This window comes from Pseudomonas sp. E45-MNA-CIBAN-0222 (genome assembly GCF_040310405.1).
Classification (GTDB): Bacteria; Pseudomonadota; Gammaproteobacteria; order Pseudomonadales; family Pseudomonadaceae; genus Stutzerimonas; species Stutzerimonas stutzeri_AC.
The window spans coordinates 266613-281936 of sequence record NZ_JBEOPU010000002.1 but is presented as its reverse complement, the minus strand read 5'-3'; the positions used below and the strand labels follow the sequence as shown (position 1 = coordinate 281936).

Sequence of the window (15324 nt, the reverse complement as noted above, 5' to 3'; positions counted from 1 at the left end):
GTTTCGGCCTTGCGACGCTGGGCGAGGGCGCTGCAGACTGCCACAGAGGCGACTGCCTGCTATACCTAATGGGCCGTCGCTACCTCGTAAGCGAATTCCCAGCACAGGAGCCGTCCATGGATCACCTCGTTCTCACCGTCATTGCCGAAGACCAGCCAGGTCTGGTCGAACGACTGGCCAAGTGCATCGCCGATCACGGCGGCAACTGGCTGGAGAGCCGCATGTCGCGCATGGCCGGACAGTTCGCCGGCATCCTGCGGGTGGCCGTGCCGCAACAGGCACATGGAGAGCTGACCGCCGCACTAGAGGGGCTGCAAGCGCAAGGCATCCGCGTGTTGCTGGCGCACAGCGGTACGGAGCCGGTAGAGAGCTGGCAGGAAATCCAGCTGGAGCTGGTCGGCAATGATCGTCCGGGCATCGTGCGCGACATTACCCATCTGCTGGCCACGCACGGCGTCAATCTGGAAAGCCTGGATACCGAGGTGTTGCCGGCACCGATGAGCAGCGAGCTGTTGTTCCGTGCCGAAGTGCGTCTGGCCGTGCCGAGCGAGCTGTCGCTGGAAGTCCTGCAACAGCGTCTGGAAGCCCTGGCCGACGACCTGATGGTCGAACTCAAGCTGCAGCCGGCCGAGAAATCCTAGACGGTCGCCAGCTTTTTCAGCCGGCGCTTTTGCGCATCACGCGCCAGGCATCCAGGCTGTAGACCGCAAGCCCCGCCCAGATGCAGAAGAAGGCCAGCTGGCGGTCGACCGGGAATGGCTCGCCGAACAGCTGGACGGCGAGGATCAGCAGCAGCGTCGGCGTCAGGTACTGCAGGAAGCCCAGCGTCGAATACGGCAGGTGACGCGCGGCGGCGTTGAAGCCGAGCAGCGGGATCAACGTCACGGGTCCTGCGGCCATCAGCCAGAGTGCGTCGGTGCTGGTCCAGAACGCAGGTTCGGTACTGGTGCCGCTGCTGAACCAGAACAGCCAGACCAGCGCTATTGGTAGCAACAGCCAGGTTTCCACCACCAGCCCGGGCAACGCGGCCACCGGTGCCAGCTTGCGCAGCAGCCCGTAGCTGCCGAAGCTCAGCGCCAGCACGATGGAAATCCACGGGAATTCGCCGAGCATCAGCAGCTGCAGGCTGACACCGACGGTGGCCATCGCCACCGCCAGCCACTGCAGTGGGCGCAGCCGCTCGCGCAGCACGATCATGCCGAGCAGCACGTTGACCAGCGGATTGATGTAGTAGCCCAGGCTCGCCTCGACCATCCGGTCGTGGTTCACCGCCCAGACGTAGATCAGCCAGTTGGCGGCGATCAGCACGCTGGATATGCCGAGTACGCCAAGCCGTCGCGGGTGCGCCAGCAGTTCGCGCCACCAGCCGGGGTGGCGCCAGACCAGCAGCACCAGCGAGCCGAATACCGCCGACCAGATCACCCGCTGGGTAACGATCTCAAGTGCGCCGTATTGCTCAAGTGCCTTGAAGTAGAGCGGAAACATGCCCCAGATGCTGAAGGTAGCCAGCCCCAGCAGATAACCCTTGCGCAGATTGGCGGTAGCCATGACGTCCTTCGACGAGCAGCGGAGAGCCGGTCATTTTGCGCCTTTGCTCGAAGGAGAGAAAGCTTAGGCTGCTAACGTAGATGCGCGACGCGACCAGCTGGGCCGATCCAGCAGATTAGGGAACGCGCGAAGGCTCGCTCCGTCTCATCTGCATCGCCAATCGAAACGGCGTCGCACTCAGGCGACGTGCGTACGGAGGTCGCAATGCGCTTGCAGAATCAGGTGGCTCTGGTCACCGGCAGTACCCACGGTATCGGCCTCGGCATCGCCGTGCGCCTGGCCGAGGAGGGGGCCGACGTGGTCATCAACGGTCGCGAAGAAGATGACGAGGCCCGTGCGAGTCTTGAACAGGTGCGCGCCGTCGGGCGGCGGGTCTGCTTTATTGCCGCGGATGTCAGCCAGGTCGAACAATGCCGCCGGCTGGTGCACGAGAGCGTCGAGCGAATGGGCTGGCTGGACATCCTGGTGAACAACGCCGGGGTGCAGACGCACGCCGCGTTTCTCGACGCCGAGGAAGGCGACTACGACCGGGTACTCGACGTGAATCTGCGCGGGCCGTTCTTCCTCTCCCAGGCATTCGCCCGCTATCTACGCGAGCAGGGCCGCGGCGGGCGGATCATCAACAACAGCTCGGTGCACGAGGAATTGCCGCACCCCAACTTCACCGCCTACTGCGCGAGCAAGGGCGGGCTGAAGATGCTCATGCGCAATATCGCGATCGAGCTCGCGCCGTTGGGCATTACGGTGAACAACGTGGCGCCGGGCGCGGTGGAAACGCCGATCAACCGCGAACTGATGAACCAACCGGAAAAGCTCGCCAGTCTGTTGCAGAACATCCCCGCCGGACGCCTCGGCCGGCCCCGCGACATCGCTGGCGTTGTCGCCTTTCTTGCCTCACCGGATGCCGAATACATCACCGGAGCCACCTTGGTGGTCGATGGCGGCCTGCTATGGAATTACAGCGAACAATGACCAATATCCCGCCGTGTCAGCCGTTCAGCCATGACGTCAGCGCCATTTCGCTGGCCGATACCCTAACCCCCGCCGAGCGCTATCAGGAGTTGTTCGTCGCGGTGCAGATGCAGCGCGTCTTTCCTGACAGCAAAACTTTCGTTGACTGCGCGCCCCTGCAGCATCCCGAAGCCATCCTCGAGGATTACCGTGCCCGCTGCGCCGAGTCGGGCTTCGACCTCGTAGCTTTTGTGCACGAGCATTTCAGTCTTTATGAGATGCCGACCAAGGAGTTCGTCGCCAACCCCGACGACAGCCTGGCCGAGCATATCGACCGGCTCTGGCCGATCCTCACCCGTCATCCGCAGGACCATCCCGAGCATTCCTCGCTGCTGCCCTTGCCGCATGATTATGTGGTGCCCGGTGGGCGCTTCACCGAGCTGTACTACTGGGATTCCTACTTCACCATGCTCGGCCTGGATGAGAGTGGGCATTGCGACCTGTTGCGCTCGATGGCGGACAACTTCGCCTATCTGATCGACACCTACGGCCATGTACCCAACGGCAACCGCACCTACTATCTGGGGCGTTCGCAACCGCCGGTGTTTTCCCTGATGACCGAGCTGTTCGAGGAAAACGGCTTGTACCGGGCCAGTGATTACCTGCCGCAGCTGCACAAGGAATACGCTTTCTGGATGGAGGGAGCCGATGCGCTGCGCCCTGGCGAGGTGCACCGGCGTTGCGTCTGCCTGGCCGATGGCGTGGTGCTCAACCGCTACTGGGACGAGCGAGACACGCCGCGCGAGGAGTCCTATCTCGAGGACATCGAGACCGCGCGCGCCAGCTGCCGGCCACGCCATGAGGTCTATCGCGACCTGCGTGCCGGAGCTGAGTCCGGTTGGGATTTCAGTTCACGCTGGCTGGACGATGCCCACCGGTTGGCCACCATCCGCACCACCAGCATCCTGCCGATCGACCTCAACGCATTGCTCTACAAGCTGGAGCGACAGATCGCCGAGCTGTCGGCGGTAAAGGGCCAGCAGGCCTGCGCCGAAGATTTTGCCCGTCGTGCCAGAACCCGGCTAAGCGCCATCGACCACTACCTGTGGAACCCGCGCGCCAAGGCGTACTTCGACTATGACTGGCAACGTGGGCGGCAGCGCGACAACCTCACCGCCGCAACGCTGGCGCCGCTGTTCGTGCGCATGGCAAGCACGGAGCAGGCTGCCGCGGTGGCCGCAACCGTGCGCGAGCGTCTGTTGGCTCCAGGCGGCCTGGCCACCACCGAGATCAGCGGCAGTGGCGAGCAGTGGGATCGGCCCAATGGCTGGGCGCCGCTGCAGTGGATCGGTATTCGCGGACTGCAGCATTACGGTCACGATGAGCTGGCGCTGGACATTGAACAGCGCTGGCTGACCATCGTCAGCCACCTGTTCGAGCGCGAAAGCAAGCTGATGGAAAAGTACGTGCTGCGGCCCTGCACGGAGCATGCCGGTGGCGGGGAATACCCATTGCAGGATGGCTTCGGCTGGACTAACGGCGTGACCCGCAAGCTGATGCAGGAAGATCCCAGCCACCAGGCCAACCGCTGTCGCGCCGGCCATTGCCGAGTGGGTTAGAACCGTATCGCGGCGCTGTTTTCAGCGCCGCTGCGTTGGATCAATAGTTATCGTACAACTGCTGGGCTATGATGACGACTGCTTCCGCTTCTCAGAGATCGTCGTCATGGATAACCAGAGCGCCCAGCCCCGCGCCCGTCGTAAACACCGCAGCCTTGCTCAGGAGCTGGTGGCCGAGCTGTCGCAGCAGATCCGCGACGGCCTGATGAAGCGTGGCGACAAGCTGCCGACCGAGTCCGCCATCATGCAGGCGCAGGGCGTGAGTCGCACGGTGGTGCGCGAGGCGATCTCGCGGCTGCAGGCCTCGGGGCTGGTGGAAACGCGGCACGGCATCGGCACCTTCGTGCTGGACACGCCGAGCACCACGGGGCTGCGCATCGACCCGGCGACCATCGGCACCTTGCGTGATCTACTGGCGATTCTCGAGCTGCGCATCAGTCTTGAAGTGGAATCGGCCGGACTGGCCGCACAGCGTCGCTCGCCCGAGCAGCTGGCAGCGATGCGCGCCTTTCTCGATCAGCTCAACCAGAGCGCGGCGCACTCCAGCGATGCGGTGTCATCGGATTTCCAATTCCATCTGCAGATCGCCGAAGCCACCGGCAACCGCTACTTCACCGACATCATGAGCCATCTCGGCACCACGTTGATTCCGCGCAGTCGGGTCAATTCCGCGCGGCTGGCCCATGACGATCAGCAGCACTACCAGGCGCGTCTGGGCCGCGAGCATGAGCAGATCTACGAGGCCATCGAGCGGCAGGACCCGGAATCCGCGCGGGCAGCCATGCGTCTGCACTTGACCAACAGCCGTGAGCGGCTGCGTCAGGCCCACGAAAGCGCCGAAGCGGAAGTGCTGCAAAGCTGATCGGCGCCCCGGCGCGGCTGGCGCCGGGAACGTCGACAGATCCTAGCGGCGGTACGCCAACAGGACGATACCGCCGACCACGATCAGGCCGCCGACCACCTGCGTGGCACCGAGCACCTGACCGAGTATCAGCCAGCCCAATACCATGCCGGCCACCGGCTCCATGTTCATCACCGGCGCATTGCGGGCGATGTTCAGCCGCGGCATGCAGATGAACAGGGTCGAGAAGGCCGCGCCGTAGAGCAGCACCAGGCAGGCGAGGGCGATCCAGCCGACGGTGGCGGTGGGCAGGCCCAGACCGCCCGGAATCAGGTCGCTGGCGCCGAGCAGCGCGGAGGCGGTGAATACCACTATCAGCGTCAGCATGCTGCGCACTGAACCGGCCATGCTCGACAGCTTGTGCTCGGTGACCCACAGCGCCACCGCGAATACCGCGGCAGCGGTCAGGCTGAACAGGATCCCCGCGGTCCACTGGCCATCCGGTGCCGCGCTGCTGAACAGGCGCCCCGGAACATCCAGAACCAGCACCAGGCCGAACAGGATCAGGCCCATGATCGCCAGTGCCTGGCGGGTCGGCCGCGGCCCACCGAGCGCCCAGGTGAGCAGCGCCAGCAGAATCGGCGACAGGTTCACCACCAGCAGCGCCAGCGCCACAGGAATGCGCGCCACAGCCGAATAGATGCAGAAGCTCTGCACCGCGATCAGCAGGCCCAGCAGAATCTGCCAGCGCCAGGTGGCCGGGCTCAGGCGCAGCGATTCACGACGCCAGAACACCAGCGCGGCCAGCGCCAGCAGGGTCACGCCGGCGCGGCAGAGCATGGCCAGCAACAGGCCGGTGCCGTGATCGAAGGCGATCCGCGCGGCGATATGGTTGGCAGCGAACGAGCAGGCCAGAGTGGCCAGGACCAGTACAGCGATGTGGCGTGGAAATGGCGTGGCAGTTTGCATGGATAAACCAGTCCTCTGAGACCCTGTACAGAATGCGTTGCGTTCGGTTACGGGCTTGCCTCCGTAAGCGGCGGCCAATGCATGCCCGGCCCGTGAATTCGCCGGTTGGCAAAGTAAAACGCCGCCCGGGTGGGCGGCGTCCTCGTTCCCTGTCTGACTGCTTTCAGAGCACTACGCTCGGCAGCCACAGCGAAATCATCGGTATATAGGTCACGGCCATCAGCACCGCGAACAGCGCGGCGTAGAACGGCAGCAGCGCCTTCACCGTGTTCTCGATGGTGACCTTGCCAATGGCGGCACCGACGAAGAGTACCGCACCTACCGGCGGGGTAATCAGTCCGATCCCGAGGTTGACCAGCATGATCATGCCGAAGTGCACCGGGTCGACGCCGAAGGAAACGACTACCGGCAGAAGGATCGGCGTGAGGATCAGGATCAGCGGCGCCATGTCCATCAGCGTGCCCAGCACCAGCAGCATGAAGTTGATGCACATGAGGATCACGTAGCGATTGTCTGACAGCGTCAGGAACGCGGTGGTGATCTTCAAGGGAATCTGCATCAGGGTCATGATGTAGCCGAAGCTGGCGGCGAAAGCGATCAGAATCATCACGATCGACAGAGTGCGCACCGTGCGGTGCAGCATCCGCGGTAGTTCGCGCCACTTGTAGTCGCGGTAGATGAACATGGTGACGAAGAAGGCCCAGACCACCGCCACCGCGGCGGACTCGGTGGCGGTGAACACACCGGAGAGTATGCCGCCGAGGATGATGACCATGGTCATCAGGCCCCAGAGTGCCTCGACGCAGATCTTCAGCGTCTGGCGCAGCGGTACCACTTCGCCCTTGGGGTAGTTGCGCTTGCGGGCGAAGAACAGGCACAGGGTCGCCATGGTGGCGCTGAGCAGAAGGCCCGGCCCGATGCCGGCGACGAACAGCGCGGCGATCGACACCGTGCCGCCGGCGGCCAGCGAATAGATCACCGAGTTGTGGCTGGGTGGGGTCAGCAGTGCCTGCACCGATCCAGAGATGGTCACCGCGGTGGAGAACTCCCGCGGGTAGCCCTTCTTTTCCATCTCGGGGATCAGCACCGAGCCGACCGAGGCGGTGTCCGCCAGGGATGAGCCGGAGATGGCGCCGAAGAAGGTCGAGGCGGTGATGTTGACCAGTGACAGGCCACCGCGGACGAAGCCGACCAGCACTCCGGCGAAGGCGACCAGGCGCCGGGCCATGCCGCCTTCGGCCATGATCGCGCCGGCCAGGACGAAGAAGGGGATGGCCAGCAGGGAGAATTTGTTCACGCCGCCGGCGATCTGGATCATCACGGCGTGCAGGGGAATGTCGATCCACCAGGCGCCGGCCAGAGTGGCCAACCCGAGGGAATAGGCCACCGGAACGCGTAGCAGAATGAGGACGATGAAGCTGCCCAACAGGACGACGGCATCCATTACACGGACTCCTTGGACTCTTCGCGGGCTTCGTAATCGACGACCCGGCGCTTGCTCTGGTCGCCGTACAGCAGTTGCTCGATGACGAACAGCAGGGTGATGAAGCCGCCCAGGGGGATCGGCGCATAGCTGATGCCCACGCGCATCCAGGTCAGGGTGCTGAGGTACTGGTTCCAGGTGGCGACGCACAGCTTGTAGCCCCAGATCAGCATGAACAGGCTGATGGCGGCCATCGCCAGGCGTACGAACAGGGTGAGAAACGGCTGAGCCATGGGCGGCAGGCGATCGCTGAGCACCTGTACGGCCATGTGTGCGCCGGCGCGGTAGCTGGCGGCGGCACCGACGAAGGTGAACAGCACCATCAGCAGGATGGCGATGGGCTCGGGCCAGCCGAGGCCCTGGCCCAGTGCGTAACGGCTGAACACGCCCCAGGGAATGATCGTCGCCATGATCACGATCGCCGTGGCCGCGACGATGACGCAGGTGCGATAGATGGCGTCATTGACGCCCAGAACCAGGTTTTTCATGAGAGTCCACCGGTTGCACCGCGTCGGCACGGGCCGCCGCGATGCGCTTGCACGAGGATTACTGAACGGCTTCGATGCGCTTGATCAGTTCGGCGTATGGCGCGCCGTACTTCTCGCGGATCGGCGCGGTGGCGTCGAAGAAGGGTTTCTTGTCGATTTCGATGAACTCGACCCCGGCTTCCTTGAGCTTGGCTTCGCTGGCGGCGGACTTCTCGTCCCACAACTTGCGCTCTTCGAACTGCGCTTCCTTGGCGAACTTCTTCACCAGGTCCTGCTGTTCGGCGCTGAGCTTGTTCCAGGTGGTCTTGGAGATCACGATCGGCTCGGGCAGGATCAGATGGCCGGTCAGGCTGTAGTACTTGGCGTTGCGGAAGTGGTTGTGCTCAAGCATGGTCGGCGGGTTGTTCTCGGCACCGTCGATCACGCCGCTCTGCAATGCGCTGAAGATCTCGCCGGTGTCCATGGCGATACCGCTGGCGCCCAGGGCGTTGAAGGTTTCGATGAACATCGGGTTGCCGATCACGCGGATCTTCATGCCCTTGAGGTCTTCCAGACTGCGTACCGGCTCCTTGGTGTAGAGGTTGCGCACGCCGCCATCCATCCAGGCCAGGCCGACCATGTTGAATTCGGAGTTGGTGATCTTGTCGAGGATCTCCTGGCCGATGTCGCCATCGATGACCTTGCGCATGTGTTCATGGTCGCGGAACACGAACGGCATGTTGAACACGTTGACGTCCGGGACCACCGGTCCGAGGGTGCCGAGGCTGACGCGGGTCATCTGTACCGCGCCGAGCTGCACCTGCTCGACCACTTCCTTTTCCGAGCCGAGAACACCGCCGGCGAACATGCGGTAATCCAGTTCGCCCTTGGTGGCTTCGGCGATCTTCTTGCCCATGTTCTCCTGCGCGACCACCGTGGGGTAGCCGGCCGGGTGGATCTCGGCAATCTTCAGCGTCATGGCATGTGCCAGCCCGCTGACGCAGAAGGCGAAGGGTAGGGCGGTAACGAGCAACTTGCGTTTGAGGTTCATGACACTCTCCATCTTGTTTTTGTTGGTGTGCAGCGTTGCGAGAAGCGAGGTTGGGCACGCAGCGGCCCTTCCCTGGTGAGTCAACTGAAAGCGGGTTCCTCCAGTCCGGTGACGCCTGGGTTCAGGGCGAAGACGCCACCGGCCAGCGGCTGGTCGCTCAGATCGCCGCCGGGGCGGATCGAGGTGACGAACAGAGTGTCCAAACGCGAGCCGCCGAACGCGCACATGGTCGGTTTCTTCACCGGTACCGCGAGCGAGCGGTCCAGGCGGCCATCCGGGGTGAAACGGTGGATCAGCCCGGCGTCGTTGCCGCAGATCCAGTAGCAGCCGTCGGCATCCACCGCGGCGCCGTCGGGTCGGCCCGGATGGTCGAGCATGTCGACGAACAGGCGTCGGCCGCTCGGCGTGCCGCTGTCCGTGTCGTAATCGAAGGCCCAGATCTTCTGCACGCTGGGGTGCGAATCGGACAGGTACATGGTTCGTCCGTCAGGGCTGAAGGCCAGACCGTTGGGCACGATGAAACCGTCGAGCTGCGGCCGCAGTGGTGCATCGTTGGCATCGTCATCCAGCCGGTAGAGCGCGCCGACCGGGTGCCCGGCGGCCATGTCCAGCGCCATGCTGCCGGCCCAGAAACGGCCCTGGCGATCACAGCGGCCATCGTTCATGCGCATATCGGCCAGCTGGTGCTCGATGGCCGCCAGCGCGCGGCTGTCGAGTCGGCCGTCCGGGCGCGTCTGCAGGGCGAAGAAGCCGCTCTCCATGCCGGCCACCCAGCCATCGCCGTGGCGCGCGATGCAGGCCAGCATCTGCTCGCCCTGCCAGCGGGAAACCTGGCGGTCGGCAGCGTTCCAGCGCAGCAGTTCGCGATTGGGGATGTCGACCCAATACAGCGCCTGTTCGGCAGCGACCCAGACCGGGCTTTCGCCGGTGGCGCAGCGCAGGTCGGCGATGAGTTCAGCTTCACTGGCCATTGCGTTTCTCTTTGTTTTTGTACGCGGGCGAAGGTGATCGATCAGTCGAAGGGGCCGGCCGCGACGAAGGCGCCGCCCTGGTAGATGCCAGCCGGGTCGTCAGCGCCGTACGGCGGTTGCTGCTCGACCTTGTCGCGGAACGCTTCGGAGCTGTCCTGCGCTTGGAAGCCCAAGTGCGCCGCGAGATGGTTGTCCCACCACACGTCACGGTTGGCGGACATGCCGTAGACCACGGTATGACCGACCGCTGGCGTGAACAGCGCGCAGCGCATCAGCTCGGTGAGGTCGCGGAAACTGAGCCAGGTGCTCATCATCCGGCGGTTGGCAGGCTCGGGAAACGAGGAGCCGATGCGGATGCTGACGGTCTCGATGCCGTAGCGATCGTGGTAGAAATTCGCCATGTCCTCGCCGTAGGACTTGGACAGGCCGTAGTAGCCATCCGGGCGGCGTGGTGCGTGGGCATCCAGGGTTTCGGTCTGCGGGTAGAAGCCGATCACGTGGTTGGAACTGGCGAAGACCACACGCTTGATGCCGTGCAGGCGGGCTGCTTCGTAGATGTGGAAGGTGCCGCGGATATTGGCGTCGAGGATTTCTTCGAACGGTCGCTCAACGGAGACGCCGCCGAAGTGGGCGATGGCGTCGACACCTTCGCACAGGGCATGCACGGCCGCCTTGTCGGCGAGGTCGCAGGGCATGACTTCCTCATGCTCGCCGGCTGCCGGGGCCATCGGCGCTATATCGGACAATCGGATGATGCGGGCGTAGGGCTGCAGCTTTTCGCGTAAGACCTTACCAAGGCCGCCTGCCGCTCCGGTGAGCAGAAGACGGCCGAATGGGGGTGTCGGAGTGGTAGTCATCGGGGTGCCTGTCGTTATTGTTCTTGAAGTCATCTGTTGTCATATGACATGTGCTAAATATCAGCATCTGGTTGTGTGAATGTCAACACGCTTAAAGTCGTATTTGATGAGATATATCGCTCCTCAGCGCCACTTGCTGTGAGTTGACCTGGTGAAAGCGCTGCGACAGAGGGCTCCAATGGAGCGGCGCCTTCGACTGATGAGCCCGGGAAGGCGTCAACGACGTTAACGGCAGTTGTATGATGACTTGCCGGTGAGGCGGGTGCACAGCGATGGCGGTGCGCGGCCAGTTCGATGGCGAAGCGCTGCCGGCACACACCGTAATGACTGCTTATGGATACTGCCGGGCGGGCACCCTGAGCGGCCGCGATTGGCCGCTGCTGTTCAGAACTGCCTGACCAGCGCCGCGGCGAGGATACCGGCGGCAATCGCCGGCAGCGGCTTCTTCAGCACCAGCATGGTCACTGCCGTGGCCAAGAGCGCCAGTCGGGCGCCGCTGTCGCCCTGCCATGCCATCGGCGCGACGATCGCCACCAGAACCGAACCGGACATGGCGGTGATGAACTGTCTGGCTCGGTCGCCGATGGGCACGAAGGTCATGACGAAGACGCCGCCCCAGCGCGTCGCCAGCGTCACCAGCGCCATGACCAGCACCACGATCAGCGCGCCGGCGCCCGTCGCATCAAGATTCACGTGCTTTCTCCTTCCACAGCAGCCCGGTTGCGCCGCCGGCCAGCGCGCCCACCACCACGTGGCTGTTCTCCGGCAGGTAACGAAAGGCGAGCAGCGAGGCGCCGGCGGCAACGCTCCAGATCACCAGCATGCGCAGGTTCTTTTCGCCGCCCACCACCATTGCCAGCAGAAAGCAGCCCATCACCATGTCCAGGCCCAGGCGCTTAGGATCACTGACGGCACTGCCGAAATGGATACCCAGCCAACTGCCGACCACCCAGAACGACCAGAGCGCCAGGCCACCACCGAGCAGCAGGCCGAATCCCGGGCGGTTGTGGTTGAAGGCCTGCATGGCCATCGCCCAGTTGGCGTCCGAGGCGATCAGCATCACCCCGTAGCGCCTGCCCGGCGACAGCTGGCGCAACCAGGGGTAGAGCGTGGCGCCCATCAGCAGGTGGCGGGCGTTGATGGCAAACACCGTGATCATCAGGGTGAACAGCGGCACCTGCGTGCCCCACAGCTCCAGCGCGGCGAACTGCGAGGCGCCGGCAAACACCAGCGCGCTCATCGCCAAAATCACCGAATCGTCCAGCCCGGTCTGCACCGCGGCGAGGCCGAAGGCGGCGCCGAACAGGGTGACGAAGATTGAAATCGGCGCGAGCTGGCGAAAACCGGCCCAGACCATGCGCCGGTCGAAATGATGCAGCTCGCTATCTGCGTCAGTCATGCATGAGTCCTCCAGTGGCAGCGCCGGATCGACGACGTCATTCAATGTCCAGCCGGCCAGATTAGGGCGTGTTACCGCAACGGAACAGCGCAGTTGGCGTCGGATCGGGCGGTACAGATTCGTTCGAGCAGTCGATGGCGCAGAGGACAATGAAGGCTTCGGCCTATCGACGCTGCGCCTTGCCAGCCACCACCAATGCTATAGAGGGTGTTGTCCGCTTCTGATATTGCAGCTGTGACGGGCTGCTGACTCCAGAAGCTGCCGGTCGCAGCAGAAGGCTGATCTGGCTGGACTGGTGCCGAACTGGATAGATCTACCGCCCAGAATCCGAGAGTTGATCTACCCTGCCGGGTTGTTCTTCTTAAATAAGGTATCTATTAATGATACTTTATGGTGATTAAGGTGCTATAAGAAGCATCATTAACTGTCTGAAAGGTTGCTTAGTGCGCGATTGGTAGTACCTTATCCTTTGTAGGATGTCGCTTGGTGCCACCTTATGAAAGACTTTTTCCCTGTTCAAAGTACCTCTCTGCTTTACCGTATAGGCCTTCTGGTGAAGGAGGCGCGCCTGCGCATGGGGCTGCGTCAGGCTGACCTTGCAGAGCGGGCTGGGATTTCTCTCCGAGCTGTTCGACACATTGAGGGGGGGAAGGCTGAAGGTGTTTCGTTGCGCGATTTCATGCTCGCGCTGTTTACCGTTGGGATCTCTGACCGGGTTTTCCAGGCGCTGATCGATGACCCTGCGCTTGATCTCACCTCTTTAGAAACCAACACGACCAAGCGCGTCAGGCTGCCGCGCAGCGGCGCGGAGGACTTTTAATGTCGCGCGCTTACATCTACATGGAATGTCCGGAAACGGGTGAGACTGTGACGTTGGGCAGGCTGACCCTTGCTGGTCGCACGGGAACCTTCGTCTATGCGCCGGAGATCGTGGAAGCCAAGCGTTGGGTTCCTGATCCGATACGATATCCGCTCTCCGCTCGACCTATTCAGGTACATAAGAATGGGGGCGTTCCCGGGTTCATTGATGATGCGATGCCAGATGGCTGGGGAGAACGACTGCTGCGCCGCACCCGAAAGGGAGAGCTCACTCCGATCCAGCTCCTGCTGTTATCTCCTAACGAAGATCGCGCCGGAAATATCATGGCTGGCGAAGATCGCACACCGCGGCCGGGTATAGGCGAAAGGCCTGTGAAAATGCTTGAAGCCAAAGGGCTCGATCATTTCATAGATGTTTGCGCTGCGATTTATGACAGCCAGCTGAGCGCTGAGCAGCTGGAGGCATTAAGAATACGGGATCAGCGCTCAGCTATTGGTGGTGCGAGGCCCAAGCGCACGTACCGCTTTGATCACAAGCTTATTCTTGCTAAGCCACGCGACAAGTTTGATCACTACGACCTTCCGAAATTCGAGTATGCCTGCATGACTTTTGCGGCTACCAAGGGGATGAGTGTCGCCCGGACTGCACTCCATCAAAGTGAAAGAGGCAACACGCTGCTAGTGGAGCGATTTGACCGAAAATGGTCAGAGAATGATGCAAGGTTTCGCCGCATTCCGATGATGAGTGGCTTAACTCTTCTCGATGCCGAATGGCAGGTGCAGCGCAGCAAAGGATGGATCTACGCGGCGCTCGCCGATGAGCTGTACCGCCGAGGCGCGCCAGATTCTGATAGGCAGGAGCTCTACAAGCGAATGGCCTACAACGCCCTCGTAGGGAACAGTGACGATCATCCTCGCAACCATGCAGTGATCTGGCAGGAAGGGGCTTGGCGCCTCTCGCCTATGTATGACGTTCTTCCCGTACTGGGAGAGGGGCCTGCGCAGGGGCTGGCGATGGAAGTTGGTATCAACGGTACTCTCCTAAGTCGAGCTAACCTGCTTAGCCAGCATGAGCATTTTGCACTGACGAAAGATGAGGCGGCCGGCATATTGGACGAGGTCGCTTCTTGGGAGTCGGAGCTGATGGAGCACTATGCAGAGCATTTGGCTGGGGCTGAGCTGGATGCGGCGGTGGACGCAACAAGCAGCGGGAGACTGCTGGTCTAGAGCGGGCTGCGAAGGCTTCTCCTGCACTCTTGGTCCTTGCTTTAGTGTCGAGCAGCGCATTCGTCACAGGCCTGAATAGCCCCAGCTCTGGTCGACCATTGGAATGTCAACTTGTGGCCGTCAGCAGCCCGCCCCATGGTGTTGGCGCTGGGATTGGCAGCAGGTCCCGGGCAATGTCGCTGGCCGCTTGGCGCACGGCATTGCGCGCCGCCTCCAGCGCCGGGTTATCGTTGTCGTCGCGCCAGGCCAGGTGCAGCTCGGCGCAGATGCCCGCTGGCAGCGGCAGCTCGCGAAAGCACACGTGTTGGAAGCGGATCATGCTGGCCCCGCGTGGCACCAGCGCCAGGCCGAGGCCAGCGTTCACCAGCGAGAGGATGGTCAGCGTCGAGCCCAGCGACTGCACGTAGTCGGGCTGGATACCGTTGGCCCGGAACAGCCCGGTGTGCAGCTCGTTGAACGGCTGCCAGGCGCCATGGGCATAGAGGATGAACGGCTCGCCGTGGAGCATTTCCAGGGTCGGCGTCGGATGCTGCGCCAGCGGATGGTCGGCCGGCGTGGCCAGCACGAAGGGCTCGCGCAGCAGGCATTCACTGACCAGTCCCGGCTGCTGCAACGGCTCGCGCACCACCGCCAGGTCGACCCGGCGCGCGCGCAGTGCCTGCAGCTGCTCGAAAGTGGTGGTTTCCAGCAGGTTGATGGCCACGCCCGGCCGTTCCCGGCGCACCTGGGTGATCGCGCGCGGCAGGAAGTCGTAGACCGCGCTGGCAACGAAGCTGATGGTCAGCGAGCCGCTCTCGCCCAGTGCAGCCAGCCGAGCGCCTTGCGCCGCGCGGTGGGCCTGGTCGAGCAACGCCTGGGCCTCGACGAAGAAGGCACGGCCGGCGGCGGTGAGCGCCACCGAGCGCGTGCTGCGGGTGAACAGCGCGACGCCGAGCTGATGTTCCAGCAACTGGATCTGCCGGCTCAGCGGCGGCTGCGTCATGTTCAGGCGCTCGGCGGCGCGACGGAAATTTAGTTCGCTGGCCAGGATGGTGAAGCAGCGCAGCTGGGCGAGTTCGAACATTGATCCGTTCCTGGTATCAATCGAGTGCGTTAATGAATTGGACCGTATCAATCAGCCGG

The 15324-nt window shown here is 63.1% G+C and carries 16 protein-coding genes; 6 read left to right on the top strand and 10 right to left on the bottom strand.

The window, feature by feature from the left end:
* Nucleotides 1-116 precede the first annotated feature (116 nt).
* Nucleotides 117-641: a glycine cleavage system transcriptional repressor gene (locus AAEZ08_RS04320; RefSeq protein WP_003282662.1), complete on the top strand. Its 525-nt coding sequence runs from the start codon at nt 117-119 to the stop codon at nt 639-641.
* Nucleotides 642-657: 16 nt separating this feature from the next.
* On the opposite strand, the gene rarD is transcribed toward AAEZ08_RS04320, so the two are convergent.
* Nucleotides 658-1548 carry an EamA family transporter RarD gene (rarD, locus tag AAEZ08_RS04315; protein ID WP_003282661.1) on the bottom strand — a complete coding sequence of 297 codons (891 nt, stop codon included), beginning with the start codon at nt 1546-1548 and terminating at the stop codon, nt 658-660.
* A 204-nt stretch (nt 1549-1752) separates the two neighbouring features.
* On the opposite strand from rarD, the gene AAEZ08_RS04310 reads away from it, so the two are divergent.
* The 3 genes from AAEZ08_RS04310 to AAEZ08_RS04300 all read left to right on the top strand — a co-directional run bounded on the left by AAEZ08_RS04310 (nt 1753) and on the right by AAEZ08_RS04300 (nt 4980).
* Entirely contained in the window at nt 1753-2520 is a 768-nt protein-coding gene (locus tag AAEZ08_RS04310) for an SDR family NAD(P)-dependent oxidoreductase (protein WP_102819924.1), read from the top strand.
* The gene (gene treF / locus AAEZ08_RS04305) at nt 2517-4118 is read left to right on the top strand and encodes an alpha,alpha-trehalase TreF (RefSeq protein ID WP_500123789.1); all 1602 of its coding nucleotides are present in this window, start codon (nt 2517-2519) and stop codon (nt 4116-4118) included. Before AAEZ08_RS04310 ends, treF begins: the two co-directional genes overlap by 4 nt.
* 106 nt (nt 4119-4224) lie before the next feature.
* A complete protein-coding gene (locus tag AAEZ08_RS04300; RefSeq protein ID WP_279648115.1) occupies nt 4225-4980 on the top strand; it encodes a FadR/GntR family transcriptional regulator in 756 nt (251 codons plus the stop codon).
* Between the two features lie 42 nt (nt 4981-5022).
* Here AAEZ08_RS04300 and AAEZ08_RS04295 read toward each other — a convergent pair whose 3' ends face one another.
* The 8 genes from AAEZ08_RS04295 to AAEZ08_RS04260 all read right to left on the bottom strand — a co-directional run bounded on the left by AAEZ08_RS04295 (nt 5023) and on the right by AAEZ08_RS04260 (nt 12156).
* On the bottom strand, nt 5023-5928 hold the full coding sequence (locus AAEZ08_RS04295) for an EamA family transporter (protein WP_427702196.1): 906 nt from the start codon (nt 5926-5928) through the stop codon (nt 5023-5025).
* 163 nt (nt 5929-6091) lie between these two features.
* Nucleotides 6092-7372, bottom strand: a complete 1281-nt coding sequence (locus AAEZ08_RS04290; protein WP_500123788.1) for a TRAP transporter large permease — start codon at nt 7370-7372, stop codon at nt 6092-6094.
* Entirely contained in the window at nt 7372-7899 is a 528-nt protein-coding gene (locus tag AAEZ08_RS04285) for a TRAP transporter small permease (protein WP_500123787.1), read from the bottom strand. The genes AAEZ08_RS04290 and AAEZ08_RS04285 overlap by 1 nt, the downstream gene beginning before the upstream one ends.
* Nucleotides 7900-7957: 58 nt before the next feature.
* Entirely contained in the window at nt 7958-8929 is a 972-nt protein-coding gene (locus AAEZ08_RS04280; protein WP_191122404.1) for a TRAP transporter substrate-binding protein, read from the bottom strand.
* 80 nt (nt 8930-9009) lie between these two features.
* Entirely contained in the window at nt 9010-9900 is an 891-nt protein-coding gene (locus tag AAEZ08_RS04275; RefSeq protein ID WP_500123786.1) for an SMP-30/gluconolactonase/LRE family protein, read from the bottom strand.
* Between the two features lie 41 nt (nt 9901-9941).
* The gene (locus tag AAEZ08_RS04270; RefSeq protein ID WP_500123785.1) at nt 9942-10757 is read right to left on the bottom strand and encodes an NAD-dependent epimerase/dehydratase family protein; all 816 of its coding nucleotides are present in this window, start codon (nt 10755-10757) and stop codon (nt 9942-9944) included.
* Nucleotides 10758-11141: 384 nt separating this feature from the next.
* Nucleotides 11142-11450, bottom strand: a complete 309-nt coding sequence (locus AAEZ08_RS04265) for an AzlD family protein (RefSeq protein ID WP_003282651.1) — start codon at nt 11448-11450, stop codon at nt 11142-11144.
* Nucleotides 11440-12156, bottom strand: coding sequence for an AzlC family ABC transporter permease (locus AAEZ08_RS04260; protein ID WP_500123784.1), 717 nt, complete (start codon nt 12154-12156; stop codon nt 11440-11442). The genes AAEZ08_RS04265 and AAEZ08_RS04260 overlap by 11 nt, the downstream gene beginning before the upstream one ends.
* 496 nt (nt 12157-12652) lie before the next feature.
* On the opposite strand from AAEZ08_RS04260, the gene AAEZ08_RS04255 reads away from it, so the two are divergent.
* Both AAEZ08_RS04255 and AAEZ08_RS04250 read left to right on the top strand, forming a co-directional pair.
* Nucleotides 12653-12976, top strand: coding sequence for a helix-turn-helix domain-containing protein (locus AAEZ08_RS04255; RefSeq protein WP_500123783.1), 324 nt, complete (start codon nt 12653-12655; stop codon nt 12974-12976).
* On the top strand, nt 12976-14202 hold the full coding sequence (locus AAEZ08_RS04250; RefSeq protein WP_500123782.1) for a type II toxin-antitoxin system HipA family toxin: 1227 nt from the start codon (nt 12976-12978) through the stop codon (nt 14200-14202). The genes AAEZ08_RS04255 and AAEZ08_RS04250 overlap by 1 nt, the downstream gene beginning before the upstream one ends.
* Nucleotides 14203-14308: 106 nt before the next feature.
* On the opposite strand, the gene AAEZ08_RS04245 is transcribed toward AAEZ08_RS04250, so the two are convergent.
* Nucleotides 14309-15265 carry a LysR family transcriptional regulator gene (locus AAEZ08_RS04245; RefSeq protein ID WP_500123781.1) on the bottom strand — a complete coding sequence of 319 codons (957 nt, stop codon included), beginning with the start codon at nt 15263-15265 and terminating at the stop codon, nt 14309-14311.
* Nucleotides 15266-15324 lie beyond the last annotated feature (59 nt).

Coding starts and splice junctions, on each gene's coding strand:
- AAEZ08_RS04320 (WP_003282662.1), top strand. CDS start 117: ATGGATCACCTCGTTCTCACCGTCATTGCCGAAGACCAGCCAGGTCTG.
- rarD (WP_003282661.1), bottom strand. CDS start 1,548: ATGGCTACCGCCAATCTGCGCAAGGGTTATCTGCTGGGGCTGGCTACC.
- AAEZ08_RS04310 (WP_102819924.1), top strand. CDS start 1,753: ATGCGCTTGCAGAATCAGGTGGCTCTGGTCACCGGCAGTACCCACGGT.
- treF (WP_500123789.1), top strand. CDS start 2,517: ATGACCAATATCCCGCCGTGTCAGCCGTTCAGCCATGACGTCAGCGCC.
- AAEZ08_RS04300 (WP_279648115.1), top strand. CDS start 4,225: ATGGATAACCAGAGCGCCCAGCCCCGCGCCCGTCGTAAACACCGCAGC.
- AAEZ08_RS04295 (WP_427702196.1), bottom strand. CDS start 5,928: ATGCAAACTGCCACGCCATTTCCACGCCACATCGCTGTACTGGTCCTG.
- AAEZ08_RS04290 (WP_500123788.1), bottom strand. CDS start 7,372: ATGGATGCCGTCGTCCTGTTGGGCAGCTTCATCGTCCTCATTCTGCTA.
- AAEZ08_RS04285 (WP_500123787.1), bottom strand. CDS start 7,899: ATGAAAAACCTGGTTCTGGGCGTCAATGACGCCATCTATCGCACCTGC.
- AAEZ08_RS04280 (WP_191122404.1), bottom strand. CDS start 8,929: ATGAACCTCAAACGCAAGTTGCTCGTTACCGCCCTACCCTTCGCCTTC.
- AAEZ08_RS04275 (WP_500123786.1), bottom strand. CDS start 9,900: ATGGCCAGTGAAGCTGAACTCATCGCCGACCTGCGCTGCGCCACCGGC.
- AAEZ08_RS04270 (WP_500123785.1), bottom strand. CDS start 10,757: ATGACTACCACTCCGACACCCCCATTCGGCCGTCTTCTGCTCACCGGA.
- AAEZ08_RS04260 (WP_500123784.1), bottom strand. CDS start 12,156: ATGACTGACGCAGATAGCGAGCTGCATCATTTCGACCGGCGCATGGTC.
- AAEZ08_RS04255 (WP_500123783.1), top strand. CDS start 12,653: ATGAAAGACTTTTTCCCTGTTCAAAGTACCTCTCTGCTTTACCGTATA.
- AAEZ08_RS04250 (WP_500123782.1), top strand. CDS start 12,976: ATGTCGCGCGCTTACATCTACATGGAATGTCCGGAAACGGGTGAGACT.
- AAEZ08_RS04245 (WP_500123781.1), bottom strand. CDS start 15,265: ATGTTCGAACTCGCCCAGCTGCGCTGCTTCACCATCCTGGCCAGCGAA.